Consider the following 13,713-nt stretch of genomic DNA (forward strand, 5'->3'; position numbering starts at 1 on the left):
GGCCAGGCCGGCTCCTACACGGGCCGCGCAGCGCCTGCAGGAGCCGGCCTGGCCGGCGAATGGGCCATCAGGGGGCATCCGGCTGACGCGAAGGGTGCGCCTGCACGAACGCATCATGCTCACCGGCCAGCGCCACCACCCGGCGAATCCGTGGCCAGCCCGACAGGTCCACATTGAACCGTTCGGCCGCATACACCTGCGGGATCAGGTACACATCCGCCAGCCCCGGCTCATCGCCGAAACAGAACCCCGCCTCGCCGATCATCTGCTCCACCGCCGCCAGCCCCTGGGTGATCCAGTGGCCGATCCAGGCGTTCACCTGGGTGTCGTCATGCCCCAGCTCACGCAGCTGGTTGAGCACGCTGACATTGTGCAGCGGGTGGATGTCGCAACCGATCAACGCCGCCACGGCGCGCGCCTGCGCCCGCGCCACCGGCGACTGCGGCAACAGCGCAGGCTGTGGATAAACCTCCTCCAGGTACTCGATGATGGCCGGCGACTGCACCAGCAGCTCGCCCGAGTCGATACGCAGCGCCGGGATGCGCCCCTGGGGGTTCAGCCCCAGGAACTCGGCCTCGCGCTGCGCGCCCTTGAGCAGGTTGACCGGCAGCGACTGGTAATCCAGCTGCTTGAGCGCCAGCGCAATGCGCACGCGGTACGAAGAGGTAGAACGGTAGTAGGTATACAGTTCCATGCTCGTACCCTCTCAATGTGCCGGCAGGATCTTGCCGCGGCACTCGCCAAAACCGATCGACGCCACGCCATCACGCTTGCAGCGCGCGCGCAGGATGATCTCGTCGCCGTCTTCAAGGAACCTGCGCACCTCGCCACTGGCCAGTTCGATCGGCACCTTGCCGCCCTCGGTAATCTCCAGCAGGCTGCCGAACTGGCCAGGCTTGGCGCCCGACAGGGTGCCCGAACCGAACAGGTCGCCTGGCTGCAACTGGCAGCCGTTGACACTGTGGTGCGCAACCATCTGCGCCACGGTCCAGTACATGCTCAGGGTGTTGCTCAGGGTCAGGCGATGCGCCGGCAGGTTCTGCTCGCGCATGCGCTCGGTCAGCAGCAGCACTTCCAGCTCGATGTCGAACGCGCCACCCGCCTGGTCACGCGGGTCGAGCAGGTACGCCAGCGGCTGCGGATCGCCTTCGGGGCGTGCCGGCTGGGCGCAGCGGAACGGCTCCAGCGCCTCGGCGGTGACCACCCAGGGCGACACGGTGGAGATGAAGCTCTTGGACAGGAACGGGCCCAGCGGCTGGTATTCCCAGGCCTGGATGTCGCGGGCCGACCAGTCGTTGAGCAGGCAGTAGCCGGCAACGTGTTCGCCTGCCTGCGCTACCGGGATGGCATCGCCCATGGCATTGCCCTGGCCGATCCAGATGCCCAGCTCCAGTTCGTAGTCCAGCCGCGCGCACGGGCCGAAGCTCGGCTCGGTTTGCCCGGCGGGCAGGGTCTGGCCGTTGGGCCGACGGACATCGGTACCCGACGGGCGAATGGTCGAGGCACGGCCGTGGTAGCCGATCGGCACGTACTTGTAGTTGGGCAGCAGCGGGTTGTCGGGGCGGAACAGCTTGCCGACGTTCTTGGCGTGCTCGATGCCTACATAGAAGTCGGTGTAGTCGCCGATGCGCGCCGGCAGGTGCAACTGGCACTCGGCGGCCGGGTACAGGGCCGGCTTCAGCGCAGCCTGGTGCGGGCTGTCGGCACCCAGCAGTTCGAGCAGGCGCTCGCGCAGGGCCACGCGGGCCTCACGGCCCAGGGCGAAATAGGCGTTCAGCGCACCACCGCGGGTGGCCTGCACCGCATTGCGGGCCTGGCCGTCGAACAGCCCGGCGGCCAGCACCGCGTCGAGGTCCAGAATCGCGTCACCGATGGCCACACCGCAGCGACGCTCGTCGCTGCCACGGCTGAAGATACCCAGCGGCAGGTTCTGCAGCGGGAAATCGCTATGCCCGTTGGCGTGCTCGACCCAACTGCGGGCAATGGCGGACTGGTTCATGGTTATCTCCGATTCGGGGTGAAGGTGCTCGGCAAGGTGGCCCAGCACGTGTCGTAGTCGGCCTGCAGTTGCGGGCATTCAAGCGCATGGCGGGTCGGGCGCAGCACCTGGCTGGTCTCGAACATGAACGCCATGGTGTTGTCGATCTTGCTCGGTGCAAGGTCGGCGGCAATCGCCCTGGCGCAGGTTTCGGCGTCCGGGCCGTGGGCGCTCATGCAGCTGTGCAGCGAGGCGCCGCCGGGCAGGAAGCCTTCGGCCTTGGCGTCGTACTCGCCCTTGATCAACCCCATGAACTCGTTCATCAGGTTGCGGTGGAACCACGGTGGACGGAAGGTGTTCTCGGCCACCATCCAGCGCGGCGGGAAAATCACGAAATCGATGTTGGCCATGCCCGGTACGCTGGTAGGCGAAGTGAGCACGGTGAAGATCGACGGGTCGGGATGGTCGAAGCTGACCGTGCCGATGGTGTTGAAACGGCGCAGGTCGTATTTGTACGGCACGTTGTTGCCGTGCCAGGCCACCACGTCCAGCGGCGAGTGCTGCAGTTCGCAGCCCCACAGCTCGCCGAGGAACTTCTGTACCAGCGGCACCGGGCCCTGCTGCTCTTCGTAGTGGGCCACCGGCGCGAGGAAGTCGCGCGGGTTGGCCAGGCCGTTGCTGCCCAGCGGGCCCAGGTCCGGAATGCGCAGCGGCGCGCCGTGGTTTTCGGCAATGTAGCCACGCGCCTGACTGTCGAGCAGCTCGACGCGAAACTTCAGGCCACGGGGCAGCACGGCGATTTCCAGCGGCTCCACGTCCAGCACGCCCAGCTCGGTGACGAGGCGCAGGCGACCCTGCTCGGGGACCAGCAGCAGTTCGCCATCGGCGTTGAAGAACACCCGCTCCATGGAACGGTTGGCGCGGTAGTTGTAGATGCTGATGCCGGCCGGCTTTTGCGCCGCCGAGTTGGCCGCCATGGCTACCCAGCCGTCGATGAAGTCGGTGGGCTCGGCCGGGATGTCCAGCGGGCTCCAGCGCAGCCGGTTGGGGGTTACCGGGCCCAGCGGGCCGCCGCTCAACTGGCGCTCGAGGCGTTCGAATGCCGGGTGCAGTGCCGATGGCCGGATACGGTACAGCCAGGTACGCCGCTGCTCGCTGCGCGCCATGGTGAATGCGGTGCCGGAAAACAGCTCGGCATACAGGCCATACGGGGCTTTTTGCGGGGAGTTCTGGCCAACCGGCAGGGCGCCGGGCAATGCCTCGCTGGCAAATTCGTTGCCGAAGCCGCTCTGGTAAGCGAGGGCGGGAGTGGAATCGACGTTCATCGAGCCTCCAGTCAGGTAGCGTTATTATTATCGTAAACTGATTACGCATAACGTAATTTGATACCTGTAACCCGTCAAGCTATAAAGACGCCCACCTGTCAACACGGACCCCTTTCCCATGAGCAAAACCAGCACCGCCGACAGCAACGGCAAACAGAAGGTCCGCTCGGCGGAGGTCGGTACCGACATTCTCAAGGCGCTGGCCCAGCTCTCGCCGGCCACCTCGCTGTCGCGCCTGGCCGAGCATGTGCAGATGCCCGCGAGCAAGGTGCATCGCTACCTGCAGGCCCTGATCGCCAGCGGCTTTGCCGAGCAGAACCCGGCCACCAACCACTACGGGCTGGGCCGTGAAGCCCTGCGCGTGGGCCTGGCCGCGCTGGGCGGGATGGACGTGCTGAAAGTGGCGGCCATGCCGTTGTCACAGCTGCGTGACGCGCTCAATGAAAGCTGCTTTATCGCGGTGTGGGGCAACCAGGGCGCAACGGTGGTGAACATCGAACCTGCGGTGCGCGCCGTGACAGTGGTGACGCAGATCGGCTCGGTGCTGCCGTTGCTCAGTTCGTCCACCGGGCTGGTGTTCGGGGCCTACCTGCCCCAGCGCGAGACCATCGAGTTGCGCGACCAGGAACTGCTTGCCCTGGGCCAGGACGCCGCAGACTACGAAGCGCTGTTTGCGCAGATCCGCGCACGCGGCCTGCACCATGTGCATGGCCTGCTGATGCCGGGGGTGGATGCGCTGTCGGCACCGGTGTTCAACGCCATGGGCAACATCGCTGCCGTGCTGACCGTGGTGGGCCCTACCTCGATTTTCCATGCCGATGAACAGGGCCCGGCGGCGCAGCAGCTGCAGGCGGCGGCTCAGGCAATCAGCTGGCGCATGGGCTATGAACCACAGTGACCTGTTTTGGTGCACTGTTACCCACTTTGCAACAGTGAATGTCCGAAACGTCTATTTTTTTCGGTAGGGGGGCTGGCTATGCTGGCCGGGCTTGCAGCGAAACGCGGTTTCGCCAGGCGCTGGGCCGATGGTTTGGCGGTTAATGTCAGGTTAATCCTCTCCCCCTAGAGTAACCACCTGACACGTTGAACCCTCCCCCTTCAGGTTCACCGACGTTGATTTTGAAGCTCCTTGATCTACGTCTTGCTTGGCCGCTGCTTTTGCAGCGGCCTTTTTTATTTGTGCTGCCCGGTTCAGCCTGCGTGCCTGTGCAGATTGGCCATCATCTGCTGCAACGCCTCGAGGCTGTCCTGCGGGTGCACCGCGCCCTCGAAATCGCCGATGGCATCCCAACTTGCGGCGATGTCTTCCACGCTCATGCCCTGGCGCGGGTCGAAGCCCACCCCGAGGCTGCGTTCCCAGCGCACCTTGCCCACCCAGCCGCCACCGACCTCGTACAGCCCGCCGGTGTCCTGGCAGCGATCACTGCCCAGGTACACCACCAGCGGGCTGATCAGCTCGGGCTTGAGCTGTTCGAACACCTGCGGCGGAATCAGCCCCTCGGTCATGCGCGTGCCACCGGTGGGGGCGATGGCATTGACCAGGATGCCGTGCTTGCGCCCCTCGAGCGCCAGAGTGCGGGTCAGCCCGTACAGGCCCAGCTTGGCCATGCCGTAGTTGGCCTGGCCGAAATTGCCATAGATGCCCGAGGTGGACGAGGTGAAGATCACCCGCCCCGCGTTCTGCTCGCGCAGGTGCGGCCAGGCGGCGCGGGTGAGCTTGTAGGCACCCTCCACATGCACGCGGTACACCTGGTCCCAGTCGCTGTCCTCCATCTTGTGAAAAGTCTTGTCCCGCAGGATGCCGGCGTTGTTGACCAGCACATCCACGCGACCGAAGGTGTCCAGCGCCTGCTGGACGATACGCTCGCCATCGGTGACCGAGTCATGGCTGGCCACCGCCGTGCCGCCCGCCTCGCGAATCTCGGCCACCACACGGTCGGCCGCCGATGCGCTGGCGCCTTCACCATGGGTGGAGCCTCCCAGGTCGTTGACCACCACGTGGGCACCATGACGGGCGAACAGCAGCGCATGGGCACGCCCGAGGCCCCCGCCAGCGCCGGTCACAATCACTACTTTTTCATCCAGGCGAATCGACTCGGTCATCTCGGCACTCCGTTAACTGCAAGGAATATGGCAGCCAGTGTCAGCCAGCGCCCGGCCCCGGACAATCAACCGGGCGGACGCTGAATGGCAGGCAATAAGGCAGCGGGATGATCAGGACCAGGCGACCTTGTGCGCCAGGCTTGGCAGAGGTTGCTGCCGAAATGCCAGGTAGTGGCGCAGCACCTGTACCGGTGCCTCGGTGTGCGGATAATGGCCGATGCCCTGCAGGGTCACGGTGTCGGGTTGGGGCACCAGTTCGCAGTAGCGCGCCACCACATGCGCACCCGATACCGGGTCGGCGGCGCCATTGATAAGGCGCAGCGGTACGCCTGACTGCTGCAAGGCCGCCACCCAGCGCTCGCGCCAGGTGACGCGTTCGGGTACATAGGCTGCCAGCTTGTGCAGGATGCGATTGCCGCGGTTGGAGGCGATCAGGCTCCAGCAGTCATCCAGCACGCTTTCACTGGGGCGTGTGCTGCGGCCATAGAGGTGGGTGACATTCCTGACCAGGTCGTCGCGCCCGAACGAGCGCGCCACCAGCCAGCCAAGCCGGCTGAGCAGGAGCTTGTGCACCAGCAACGCACGGTGGCACTCCGGGAACAGGCCGGCGTTGAGAAACGCGCAACTGGCCACCTGGGCCGCCCCCTCGTGGTGACGGGCCAGCAGTTCCTGGGCCACCGTGGCGCCATAGTCATGGGCCAGCAGGTGCACCGGCTCCTGAACCTGCAGGTGTTCGAGCAGGGCCTGCTGTACGTCTGCCTGTTCCAGCAGGCTGTAGGTGTGGTGCAACGGCTTGGACGAGTCACCGAAGCCGAGCATGTCGCAGGCGATCACGCGAAAGCGCTGGGCCAGGGGTTGCCACAGGTAGTGCCAGTCCCAGCTGGCGGTGGGGAAGCCGTGCAGCAGAAGCAGGGGCTCGCCCTGCCCTGCGCTCCAGTAGCGAATCGATTGCTGGCGAAACGTGAAACTGCGACCACGGGTACGCCAGACACTCAGGGGAATCTCGGCGAGGGGCATCACGCAGGTCCTGGTTCGGGGCTGCAACTTCCTGGGGGCAGCGCGTTGTCGGGCAAAGGGTTGGCGGCGGTCATTGCAATCACCTCGGCACATGGGTGTGCTCTGCTGCCGGTCAGTCTAGAGGTGCGACTCGATAGCGGGTGTTGCATTGCCAGCCAGCTTATTGGCCCACCGGGTCAGGGCAGTAAATAGTTACAGCAGGTGACGTAACAGTGGCGCCATGAACAGGTTGAAAATGCCCGTCAGCACCATCACCAACCCCGCCACAGAGCCCTCTTCGCCGCCCACCTCATGGGCTCGGCTGACCCCGGCGCCGTGCGCCCCCACCCCGAACAGCGCCCCGCGTGCCAGCGGCGTGCGCAAGGGCAGGTATTTGAGCAGTACCCCGCCCATCAGGGCACCGAGCACCCCGGTGAACATCACGAACACCGCGGTGAGTTCCGGCACACCGCCCAGGTCGTGGGCCAGCGGCATGGCAAAGGGTGTGGTGATCGAGCGTGGCAGCAGCGACAGGCTCACCTGATTGTCCAGCGACAACGCATGGGCCAGGGCCCACGAACTGCCAATGGACGCCGCGCTGCCCACCAGCATGCCCAGCGACAGGGCCGGCCAGTGGCGTGCCAGCAGCGCCCGCTGCTGCCAGATAGGCACCGCAAAGGCCACGGTGACCGGGCCCAGCACCGACATCAGCCAGTGGGTGTTGCGCGCATACTCGGCGTAACCGGTGTGCAATGGCACCGCCACCGCCAGCAGCACCACCGGGACCAGGATCAGCGGCGACAGCAGGTAGCGCCCGGTACGTCGGTACAGCCAGCGGCTGCCCAGGTAGGCCAGCAGAGTCAGCGCCAGCCAGAACAGCGACATCGGCTCAAGCGTCATGGCGCAGCCTCCAGCGGCACGCCCACTCCACCGTGAAGGCAGTGGCGAGCATCACCAGCAGCGTGCTTGCACCGATCACCAGCAGAATGCGCCAGCCTTCGCTGCGCAGCAGCGGGCCGTAGTCGAGCAGGCTCATCAGCGCCGGAATGAAGAACAGCAGCATCTCTGCCATCAGCAGGGTGGCGCCGGTCTGCAGGGTGGCCGGCTTGACCCGCCCGGTGGCGAACACCAGCAGCAACAGCGCCATGCCCACCACACCGCCCGGGATCGGCCAGTGCAGCCAGGCCGACAGCTGGCAACCGAGCAGGTACAGCACCAGCAGCACGCCCAGTTCAGCGAGCAAGCGCGAAAATTTCTTGAATGAAACGGCAGTCATCGAAGGGGTCCTCTGAGGCCTGCAGTTTAAAATCCCGCTGCCCATGCAAAAAGCGAATTGTTAGACTGGCCTCCATTCCATAATGGAATTCAGGCAATGGAATTCAAGCAACTACGCAGTTTTGTCGAAGTGGTTCATCGCGGCGGCTTCACCCAGGCCGCGCAGACCCTGCATATCAGCCAGTCGGCCGTAAGCAAGCAGGTGGCGCAGCTGGAGCACGACCTGGGCATGGCCCTGCTCGATCGCCACGGCTCGCAGTTGCACCTGACCGACGCCGGCAAGATCGTGCTGGCCCGCGGCGAGGCCATGCTGCGGCTGCGCCAGGAACTGCACAACGAACTCGACGACCTTGGCCAGCTGGCGCGGGGCGAGTTGCGCCTGGGGCTGCCGCTGCTGGGCAGCGACGCGCTGTTTGCCGGGTTGTTCGCCGAGTACCGGCGGCGCTACCCGAACATCACCGTGCAACTGCTCGAAGGCGGCAGCCTGAACGTGGAGCACGCCGTGCGCAGCGGCGAGCTGGAGCTGGGCGGCAGCCTCACGCCCACCACGCCGGGCTTCGAGTGCCAGCCCTTCTGCAACGAACCGCTGGATGCGCTGCTGCCGGTAGCCCACCCACTGGCCACTGCCGGCAGCATCAACCTGGGGCAACTGGCCGACACGCCGTTTCTGCTGTACCAGCGCAGCTTCGTGCTCAATGATCGCCTGCTGGCGGCCTGCCAGGCCTACGGCTTTACCCCGAAGGAAGGCGGACGCAGCGGCCAGGCGGATTTTCTGGCGGCACTGGTGGCGGCAGGCCAGGGCGTTGTGCTGCTGCCACGGGTGGTGGCGCGGGGCCTGGAACGGCCGGGGGTGGTGCGTGTGACCTTGAGCGAGCCCAGCGACCTGCGCTGGGACATCGCCTTCATCTGGCGCCAGGGCGCCTACCTGTCACGGGCGGCGCAGGCCTGGCTGGCGCTGCTGCGCGAGCGCCCGCAACCGCTGTGATCAGCCGCGCAGCCTGGCGATGAACTCGGCCAGCCAGGGCTCTGCATCGGTTTCGGGAGTGACGGTTTCACTGGCGTCCAGACGCAGCATCGGCTGCACTTCGTCGAGGCCCAGTTCGGCGAACAGCTCGCGCAATTGCTCGCCGCCGCCGCAGTAGGTGTCGCCATAGCAGGAGTCGCCCAGGCCGATCACCGCACCGGGCAAGCCGCGCCAGGCACCTGGCAGCACATCGCGGATCTCGCTGTACAGCGGCACCAGGTTATCGGGCAGCTCGCCCATGCCGGTGGTGGACGTGATCGCCAGAAAGGCCTGCGGGGCAAAGCCCTGAACGTCCTGCAGGTTGGCACGGTTGGCCAGCAGGGTCTCGAAACCCGCCGCCTGGAGCAGCGAGGCGGCATGGCGTGCAACTTCCTCGGCGGTGCCGTAGACCGAGCCGGAAAGAATGGCAACTTTCATAACTAATCCCGAAGCTGAGTAAAAGCGTAGGATACTACCACCTGATGCGGGTACCGGACGCTGGCAATTGGCCCGCATGCAGATGCCGACCGCTCGGCAATCCACTAGAATCCTTCGCCTGGGTGCCCCTTTCACATTCGGTTCGACACGATGATCAACGCCAAGCTGCTGCAACGCATGATTGATGCCTCCAACGACGGGATCGTGGTAGCCGAACAGGAAGGCGACGACGACACCATCCTGATCTATGTGAACCCGGCCTTCGAACGCCTTACCGGCTACGCGGCCAACGACATTCTGTACCGCGACTGCCGCTTCCTGCAGGGCGAGCCGCGCGACGATGCGGCCCGGGCACGCATCCGCGACGCCATCCGCAGCGGCCAGCCATGCCGGGAAGTGCTGCTCAACTACCGCAAGGACGGCACGCCGTTCTGGAACGAGCTGTCGATCACCCCGGTGTTCAACGAGGCCGACCAGCTCAAGTACTTCATCGGTATCCAGAAGGACGTGAGCCGCCAGGTGGCCGCCGAGCAGCGGGTGCTGGAACTGGAGCAGGAACTGGCCCGGGCGTACGCCAAGCTCGACGCGCAGAAACCCGACGGACGGTCTTAACAAAGCCAGCGAATCGTTGTCCATCACCCACGAAGAAATGATTCCCGATTGAAATTGCCGAGTTCGCCCATGCAATCAGATGCCCTCCTGACCCAGGATGAGCTGGATTTCATTCAGACCATGCACCGTTCGCCACAGCTGAACCTGACGGACGTCACCTCCAGCCTGCGCCTTGATGGCGGCAGCGAGGTGCAGCAACTGTTGACCCGGCTGGTGGCCCAGGAGCAGGTGACCCTGCAGGCGAATTTCGAGAACCAGCAGATGAGCTTTCCGCTGCAGCTGGTGGAAGACGAGTTCCATGCGGTGAGCCTGCAACTGGGCGCACCGAGCATCTATGAAGACGGGCCGATGATGCGCCCCTGGCGCCTCACGCTGGAGCCGCCGGTTGCGCTGGACGACGAGCTGGGCCTGAGCACCGACCTCAAGGTGTGCGAGATGTCGTTTCGCGGTGTGCTGGTGCAGGTACCGCGCAATCGCAAGCCGCCCAAGACCTTCAACCTGTGGTTCAGCCCCGAGGCCGACGCGCCGATCAACCTGCAGGGCACCTTGCAGCGCAAGACGGCCGACGGGCTGGCAGCGTATCGGCTGAGCCAGCACCAACCCCAAGAGATCGAGCGGTTGCGCCAGTACATCCTGCGCCAGCACCGGTTGGCGCATCCCGAATTGCATCCGGATTAACACCGCAGCGCGGCTTTCGCCGGCAAGGCCGGCCCCTGCAGGGTTGCAACTGCCTGCAGAAGCCGGCCTTGCCGGCGAAGGGGTTTCAGGTATCCAGGTGCTCTGCCAGGTACTGCTGCAGGCGCCGACGCATCAAGCGCCCCTCACTGCCCAGGCACGCCACCTGCGAGCGCATCAGCGCATCCTGGGCCAGCTCCGCCGCCTCCCCCGCGAACAACAACGGGCAATCCAGGCCCTGGGCCAGGCGCATCAAGCGCTTGGGCAGCTCGGCCGTCGGTGAATGGTTGGAGAACAGCACCAGTGCCTGCGGCGCCATGCGCTCGCACACCAGGCTCAGTTCCTCCAGCGGCTGCCCCACGGCCAACACCCTGATCACCACCTCGCTGCTGCCCAGCATCAGGGCCGCCACCAGCAACTCAAGCTCGCGGCAATGCCCTGGCATCGCCGCCAGCACCACGCTTACCTCCTGCTGCTCGCGGGCCAGTTGCAGGCGCTGCAAGGCCCGGGCACGCAGGAAGCCGTCGAGAAACAGCCACTCGCTCTGCGCACCGAATGCCTCGCCGGCCGCGCACAGGTCGTGCCATACCGGCATCAGGATGTCCTGGAACACCACCACCAGCGGATAGCTGGCGAAGACCTGCCCGTACACCTGCTCCAGGCGCCTCTCGTCGAATGCCTTGACGGCCTGGCGCAGCTGCACCTGCCACTGCTTCCAGTCCGCCTGGGTGCCGGGCGCCTGAGCCGAGGGGGCCTGCTGCTGGGTCGCCTGGTTGCGCGCAAGGATCTTGCCGACCTTGCTCACCGCCACGCCGCGCTCGATCCAGCCCAGAATGCTGCGCACGTCATCGATGTCGGCCTGGGAATACAGGCGGTGCCCACTTTCGGTGCGCACCGGCTGGATCAGCCCATAACGGCGCTCCCAGGCACGCAGGGTGACCGGGTTGATGCCGGTCAGGCGCGCCACTTCACGGATGGGGAAAAGCTCCTCCTGGCGGTGGGGAGCATCAGGGAGGGAAGCCGAATCAGGCTCGATCATCGCCGTAAAGACCGTGATTGCGTAGTGAAAGGCAATTCTACTCCCCTTGTACCAGCCCGCCGCAAGCACCATGCGCCGGGCAGCCGACACATCAGCACTGACGAGTCAGCTTATTTGCGGAATAATCCTTGCTTGTTCCCACACGAACACTCGAACGCCACCCACCACCCCGGGCAGCGTTGCATGGCCGTGGCTACCCGCCGCGCCGGTTTTTACCAGGAGATACACGATGTCTACCCCTCCGGTTACCTTGATGGTGGCGCGCCGCGTTGCCGAGGGTCGCTACGAAGACCTGATCGCCTGGCTGCGCGAAGGCGAACAGCTGGCTACCGACTTTCCCGGCTACCTGGGTTCCGGCGTACTGGCCCCGCCGCCCAACGACGACGAATTCCAGATCATCTTCCGCTTCGCCGACGAGAAAACCCTGCATGCCTGGGAGTTTTCCGCCTCGCGCAGCGCCTGGCTGGCCCGCGGTAACGGCCTGTTCCAGCAGCCCCACGAACACCGGGTCAGCGGCATCGACGGCTGGTTCGGCCCGGCCCTGGCACAACGTCCACCGCGCTGGAAACAGGCCGTGGCCATCTGGCTGGCGTTCTTTCCGGTGTCGCTGGCCTTCAACCTGCTGTTCGGCCACTGGCTGGGCGAGCTCGGCCTGGTGCCACGGGTACTGCTGAGCACCCTGGCCCTGACCCCGCTGATGGTCTACCTGTTCATCCCGCTGTCGACCCACCTGCTGGCCAGCTGGCTGCACCCCAAGCCTGCCCCGCAGAGCGTTGCCGCGCCGCCCGTGGGCACCCGCTGACGCAGCGCCCCGGGGCGTGCAACGGCGGCGAGTTCGGGTATGCTGGGGCCTACCCAAGCGAATATCTGAAGTTGACCGCCCATTACATGAACAGCCCAATTCTTGTTACCGGGGCCAGCCAGCGAGTCGGGCTCGCGCTGGCCATCAAACTGGCGCAGGCCGGCCACACGGTCGTCAGCGCCAGCCGCAGCATCAGCGCGCAGGCGCCCCACCCGAACATCGTGCAGTTCCAGGCCGACCTGTGCCTGGAGCAGGACCGCCTGGCCCTGATCGACCACCTGCGCAGCCGCTATGACGGCCTGCGGGCGATCATCCACAACGCCTCGCTGTGGCTCGACGATGACCTGGCCAACCTGAACACCATGTTCAAGTTGCACGTGGAAGCGCCGTACCACCTGAACCTGGCACTGGGTGAGCAACTGCTCAAGCTGGACAAGTCGGACATCATCCACATCTGCGACGAAACCTCCTCGCGCGGCAGCAAGAGCCATATCGGCTATGCCGCCACCAAGGCGGCGTTGCAGAACATGGTGCTGTCGTTCGCCGAGAAGTACGCCCCCAGCGTGCGCGTCAACGCCATCCTGCCCGGCCTGCTGATCTTCAAGGAAGACGGCGACGAGCAGTACCGCCAGCAGGCGCTGAAGAAGGCCCTGCTTGAATTCGAACCCGGTGCCCAGCCGCTGATCGAGGCCGTGATGTTCCTGCTCGACAGCCAGTACAGCACCGGCAGCAACGTGGTCATCAACGGTGGCCGCCATTTGAAGAACCGCATCGCGGCCGGATGAGCCGCTGCACCGTGAAGGGAACCCCCATGGACCCGCAACAGCAACTCGAACTCGAAGCGGCGGCCTTTCGCCGCCTGGTAGCGCACCTGCGCGAGCGCACCGATGTGCAGAACATCGACCTGATGAACCTGTCCGGCTTCTGCCGCAACTGCCTGTCCAAGTGGTACAAGGCCGCCGCCGACGAGCGCCAGATCGACCTGAGCCTGGATGACGCCCGCGAAGTGGTCTACGGCATGCCCTACGCCGAGTGGAAAACCCAATACCAGAAAGAAGCCAGCGCCGAACAGCAAGCGGCGTTCGCCAAAGGAAAACCCCATGACTGACCTGAACACCCTGCGCAGCCAACTCGACAGTGGCGAACATGTATTCGCCGACACGCTGGCGTTCATCGCCCAGGGCTACACCTACCAGCCACAGGCCTTCACCAATGGCGGTGTGGAAAACGCCGCCGGGCAAAACGAAGGGTCGTGCAAGACCCTGGGCCTGGCACTGCTCGAAGGCCTGAGCGAGCAGCACGCGCTGCTGGCGTTCGGCGAGCACTACCGCTCGGTGCTGGCCACCCCCGAGGGCAGCGACCACGCCAATATCCGTGCGCTGATGCAGCACGGCCTGGCCGGCGTGACGTTCGCCGGCGCGCCGCTGCAACGCAAGGGCTGACGCCACACCGCTGCACAAGAACGGC

At 65.6% G+C, this 13,713-nt stretch carries 17 protein-coding genes; 8 read left to right on the forward strand and 9 right to left on the reverse strand.

The annotated features are described in order from the left end of the window. Window positions 1–67: 67 nt before the first annotated feature. From maiA to hmgA, 3 genes are read right to left on the reverse strand one after another with little or no spacing between them, the layout of a single operon-like run. Window positions 68–694, reverse strand: coding sequence for a maleylacetoacetate isomerase (gene maiA / locus QMX96_RS14865; protein ID WP_253086573.1), 627 nt, complete (start codon window positions 692–694; stop codon window positions 68–70). Window positions 695–706: 12 nt separating this feature from the next. Continuing rightward, entirely contained in the window at window positions 707–1,999 is a 1,293-nt protein-coding gene (fahA, locus tag QMX96_RS14870; protein ID WP_043860417.1) for a fumarylacetoacetase, read from the reverse strand. Window positions 2,000–2,001: 2 nt separating this feature from the next. Beyond that, window positions 2,002–3,303, reverse strand: a complete 1,302-nt coding sequence (gene hmgA, locus QMX96_RS14875) for a homogentisate 1,2-dioxygenase (RefSeq protein WP_043860418.1) — start codon at window positions 3,301–3,303, stop codon at window positions 2,002–2,004. A gap of 118 nt (window positions 3,304–3,421) precedes the next feature. Here hmgA and QMX96_RS14880 point away from each other — a divergent pair, with 118 nt between their 5' ends. Beyond that, window positions 3,422–4,201, forward strand: a complete 780-nt coding sequence (locus QMX96_RS14880) for an IclR family transcriptional regulator (protein ID WP_043860419.1) — start codon at window positions 3,422–3,424, stop codon at window positions 4,199–4,201. A gap of 293 nt (window positions 4,202–4,494) precedes the next feature. Here QMX96_RS14880 and QMX96_RS14885 read toward each other — a convergent pair whose 3' ends face one another. From QMX96_RS14885 to QMX96_RS14900, 4 genes are all read right to left on the reverse strand, one after another. Next, window positions 4,495–5,406 carry an SDR family oxidoreductase gene (locus QMX96_RS14885; protein WP_054914880.1) on the reverse strand — a complete coding sequence of 304 codons (912 nt, stop codon included), beginning with the start codon at window positions 5,404–5,406 and terminating at the stop codon, window positions 4,495–4,497. Window positions 5,407–5,517: 111 nt separating this feature from the next. Further along, window positions 5,518–6,423 carry an alpha/beta hydrolase gene (locus QMX96_RS14890; RefSeq protein WP_043860421.1) on the reverse strand — a complete coding sequence of 302 codons (906 nt, stop codon included), beginning with the start codon at window positions 6,421–6,423 and terminating at the stop codon, window positions 5,518–5,520. A gap of 192 nt (window positions 6,424–6,615) precedes the next feature. Further along, entirely contained in the window at window positions 6,616–7,302 is a 687-nt protein-coding gene (locus QMX96_RS14895) for an LrgB family protein (protein WP_043860422.1), read from the reverse strand. Then, window positions 7,292–7,678 carry a CidA/LrgA family protein gene (locus QMX96_RS14900; protein WP_043860423.1) on the reverse strand — a complete coding sequence of 129 codons (387 nt, stop codon included), beginning with the start codon at window positions 7,676–7,678 and terminating at the stop codon, window positions 7,292–7,294. The genes QMX96_RS14895 and QMX96_RS14900 overlap by 11 nt, the downstream gene beginning before the upstream one ends. 96 nt (window positions 7,679–7,774) lie before the next feature. On the opposite strand from QMX96_RS14900, the gene QMX96_RS14905 reads away from it, so the two are divergent. Continuing rightward, complete coding sequence (locus QMX96_RS14905) at window positions 7,775–8,662, forward strand: LysR family transcriptional regulator (protein ID WP_043860424.1); 888 nt, start codon at window positions 7,775–7,777, stop codon at window positions 8,660–8,662. Here the strand turns inward: QMX96_RS14905 and QMX96_RS14910 are convergent, their stop codons facing one another. Continuing rightward, window positions 8,663–9,118 (reverse strand): flavodoxin, encoded by a 456-nt coding sequence (locus QMX96_RS14910; RefSeq protein WP_043860425.1) that lies wholly within the window; start codon window positions 9,116–9,118, stop codon window positions 8,663–8,665. A 150-nt stretch (window positions 9,119–9,268) separates the two neighbouring features. On the opposite strand from QMX96_RS14910, the gene QMX96_RS14915 reads away from it, so the two are divergent. Both QMX96_RS14915 and QMX96_RS14920 read left to right on the forward strand, forming a co-directional pair. Continuing rightward, a complete protein-coding gene (locus QMX96_RS14915) occupies window positions 9,269–9,730 on the forward strand; it encodes a PAS domain-containing protein (RefSeq protein ID WP_088515564.1) in 462 nt (153 codons plus the stop codon). Between the two features lie 69 nt (window positions 9,731–9,799). Continuing rightward, entirely contained in the window at window positions 9,800–10,408 is a 609-nt protein-coding gene (locus QMX96_RS14920; protein ID WP_043860427.1) for a hypothetical protein, read from the forward strand. Between the two features lie 85 nt (window positions 10,409–10,493). Here the strand turns inward: QMX96_RS14920 and QMX96_RS14925 are convergent, their stop codons facing one another. Further along, window positions 10,494–11,444, reverse strand: a complete 951-nt coding sequence (locus QMX96_RS14925) for a MerR family transcriptional regulator (protein ID WP_043860428.1) — start codon at window positions 11,442–11,444, stop codon at window positions 10,494–10,496. Window positions 11,445–11,673: 229 nt separating this feature from the next. On the opposite strand from QMX96_RS14925, the gene QMX96_RS14930 reads away from it, so the two are divergent. The 4 genes from QMX96_RS14930 (at window position 11,674) to QMX96_RS14945 (ending at window position 13,688) form a co-directional block, all read left to right on the forward strand. Next, on the forward strand, window positions 11,674–12,246 hold the full coding sequence (locus QMX96_RS14930) for an antibiotic biosynthesis monooxygenase (RefSeq protein ID WP_043860429.1): 573 nt from the start codon (window positions 11,674–11,676) through the stop codon (window positions 12,244–12,246). A gap of 86 nt (window positions 12,247–12,332) precedes the next feature. Next, window positions 12,333–13,031 carry a dihydromonapterin reductase gene (gene folM / locus QMX96_RS14935; protein WP_054914885.1) on the forward strand — a complete coding sequence of 233 codons (699 nt, stop codon included), beginning with the start codon at window positions 12,333–12,335 and terminating at the stop codon, window positions 13,029–13,031. A gap of 26 nt (window positions 13,032–13,057) precedes the next feature. Further along, window positions 13,058–13,354 carry a DUF1244 domain-containing protein gene (locus QMX96_RS14940; protein WP_043860431.1) on the forward strand — a complete coding sequence of 99 codons (297 nt, stop codon included), beginning with the start codon at window positions 13,058–13,060 and terminating at the stop codon, window positions 13,352–13,354. Continuing rightward, on the forward strand, window positions 13,347–13,688 hold the full coding sequence (locus QMX96_RS14945) for a HopJ type III effector protein (protein WP_210014848.1): 342 nt from the start codon (window positions 13,347–13,349) through the stop codon (window positions 13,686–13,688). The genes QMX96_RS14940 and QMX96_RS14945 overlap by 8 nt, the downstream gene beginning before the upstream one ends. Window positions 13,689–13,713 lie beyond the last annotated feature (25 nt).

The sequence above is a fragment of the Pseudomonas sp. PS01300 genome (assembly GCF_029960155.1).
GTDB lineage: Bacteria > Pseudomonadota > Gammaproteobacteria > Pseudomonadales > Pseudomonadaceae > Aquipseudomonas > Aquipseudomonas palmensis.

Coding starts and splice junctions, on each gene's coding strand:
- QMX96_RS14910 (WP_043860425.1), bottom strand. CDS start 9,118: ATGAAAGTTGCCATTCTTTCCGGCTCGGTCTACGGCACCGCCGAGGAA.
- QMX96_RS14930 (WP_043860429.1), top strand. CDS start 11,674: ATGTCTACCCCTCCGGTTACCTTGATGGTGGCGCGCCGCGTTGCCGAG.
- QMX96_RS14905 (WP_043860424.1), top strand. CDS start 7,775: ATGGAATTCAAGCAACTACGCAGTTTTGTCGAAGTGGTTCATCGCGGC.
- QMX96_RS14900 (WP_043860423.1), bottom strand. CDS start 7,678: ATGACTGCCGTTTCATTCAAGAAATTTTCGCGCTTGCTCGCTGAACTG.
- QMX96_RS14920 (WP_043860427.1), top strand. CDS start 9,800: ATGCAATCAGATGCCCTCCTGACCCAGGATGAGCTGGATTTCATTCAG.
- QMX96_RS14885 (WP_054914880.1), bottom strand. CDS start 5,406: ATGACCGAGTCGATTCGCCTGGATGAAAAAGTAGTGATTGTGACCGGC.
- fahA (WP_043860417.1), bottom strand. CDS start 1,999: ATGAACCAGTCCGCCATTGCCCGCAGTTGGGTCGAGCACGCCAACGGG.
- QMX96_RS14940 (WP_043860431.1), top strand. CDS start 13,058: ATGGACCCGCAACAGCAACTCGAACTCGAAGCGGCGGCCTTTCGCCGC.
- hmgA (WP_043860418.1), bottom strand. CDS start 3,303: ATGAACGTCGATTCCACTCCCGCCCTCGCTTACCAGAGCGGCTTCGGC.
- folM (WP_054914885.1), top strand. CDS start 12,333: ATGAACAGCCCAATTCTTGTTACCGGGGCCAGCCAGCGAGTCGGGCTC.
- QMX96_RS14915 (WP_088515564.1), top strand. CDS start 9,269: ATGATCAACGCCAAGCTGCTGCAACGCATGATTGATGCCTCCAACGAC.
- QMX96_RS14945 (WP_210014848.1), top strand. CDS start 13,347: ATGACTGACCTGAACACCCTGCGCAGCCAACTCGACAGTGGCGAACAT.
- QMX96_RS14880 (WP_043860419.1), top strand. CDS start 3,422: ATGAGCAAAACCAGCACCGCCGACAGCAACGGCAAACAGAAGGTCCGC.
- maiA (WP_253086573.1), bottom strand. CDS start 694: ATGGAACTGTATACCTACTACCGTTCTACCTCTTCGTACCGCGTGCGC.
- QMX96_RS14925 (WP_043860428.1), bottom strand. CDS start 11,444: ATGATCGAGCCTGATTCGGCTTCCCTCCCTGATGCTCCCCACCGCCAG.
- QMX96_RS14890 (WP_043860421.1), bottom strand. CDS start 6,423: ATGCCCCTCGCCGAGATTCCCCTGAGTGTCTGGCGTACCCGTGGTCGC.
- QMX96_RS14895 (WP_043860422.1), bottom strand. CDS start 7,302: ATGACGCTTGAGCCGATGTCGCTGTTCTGGCTGGCGCTGACTCTGCTG.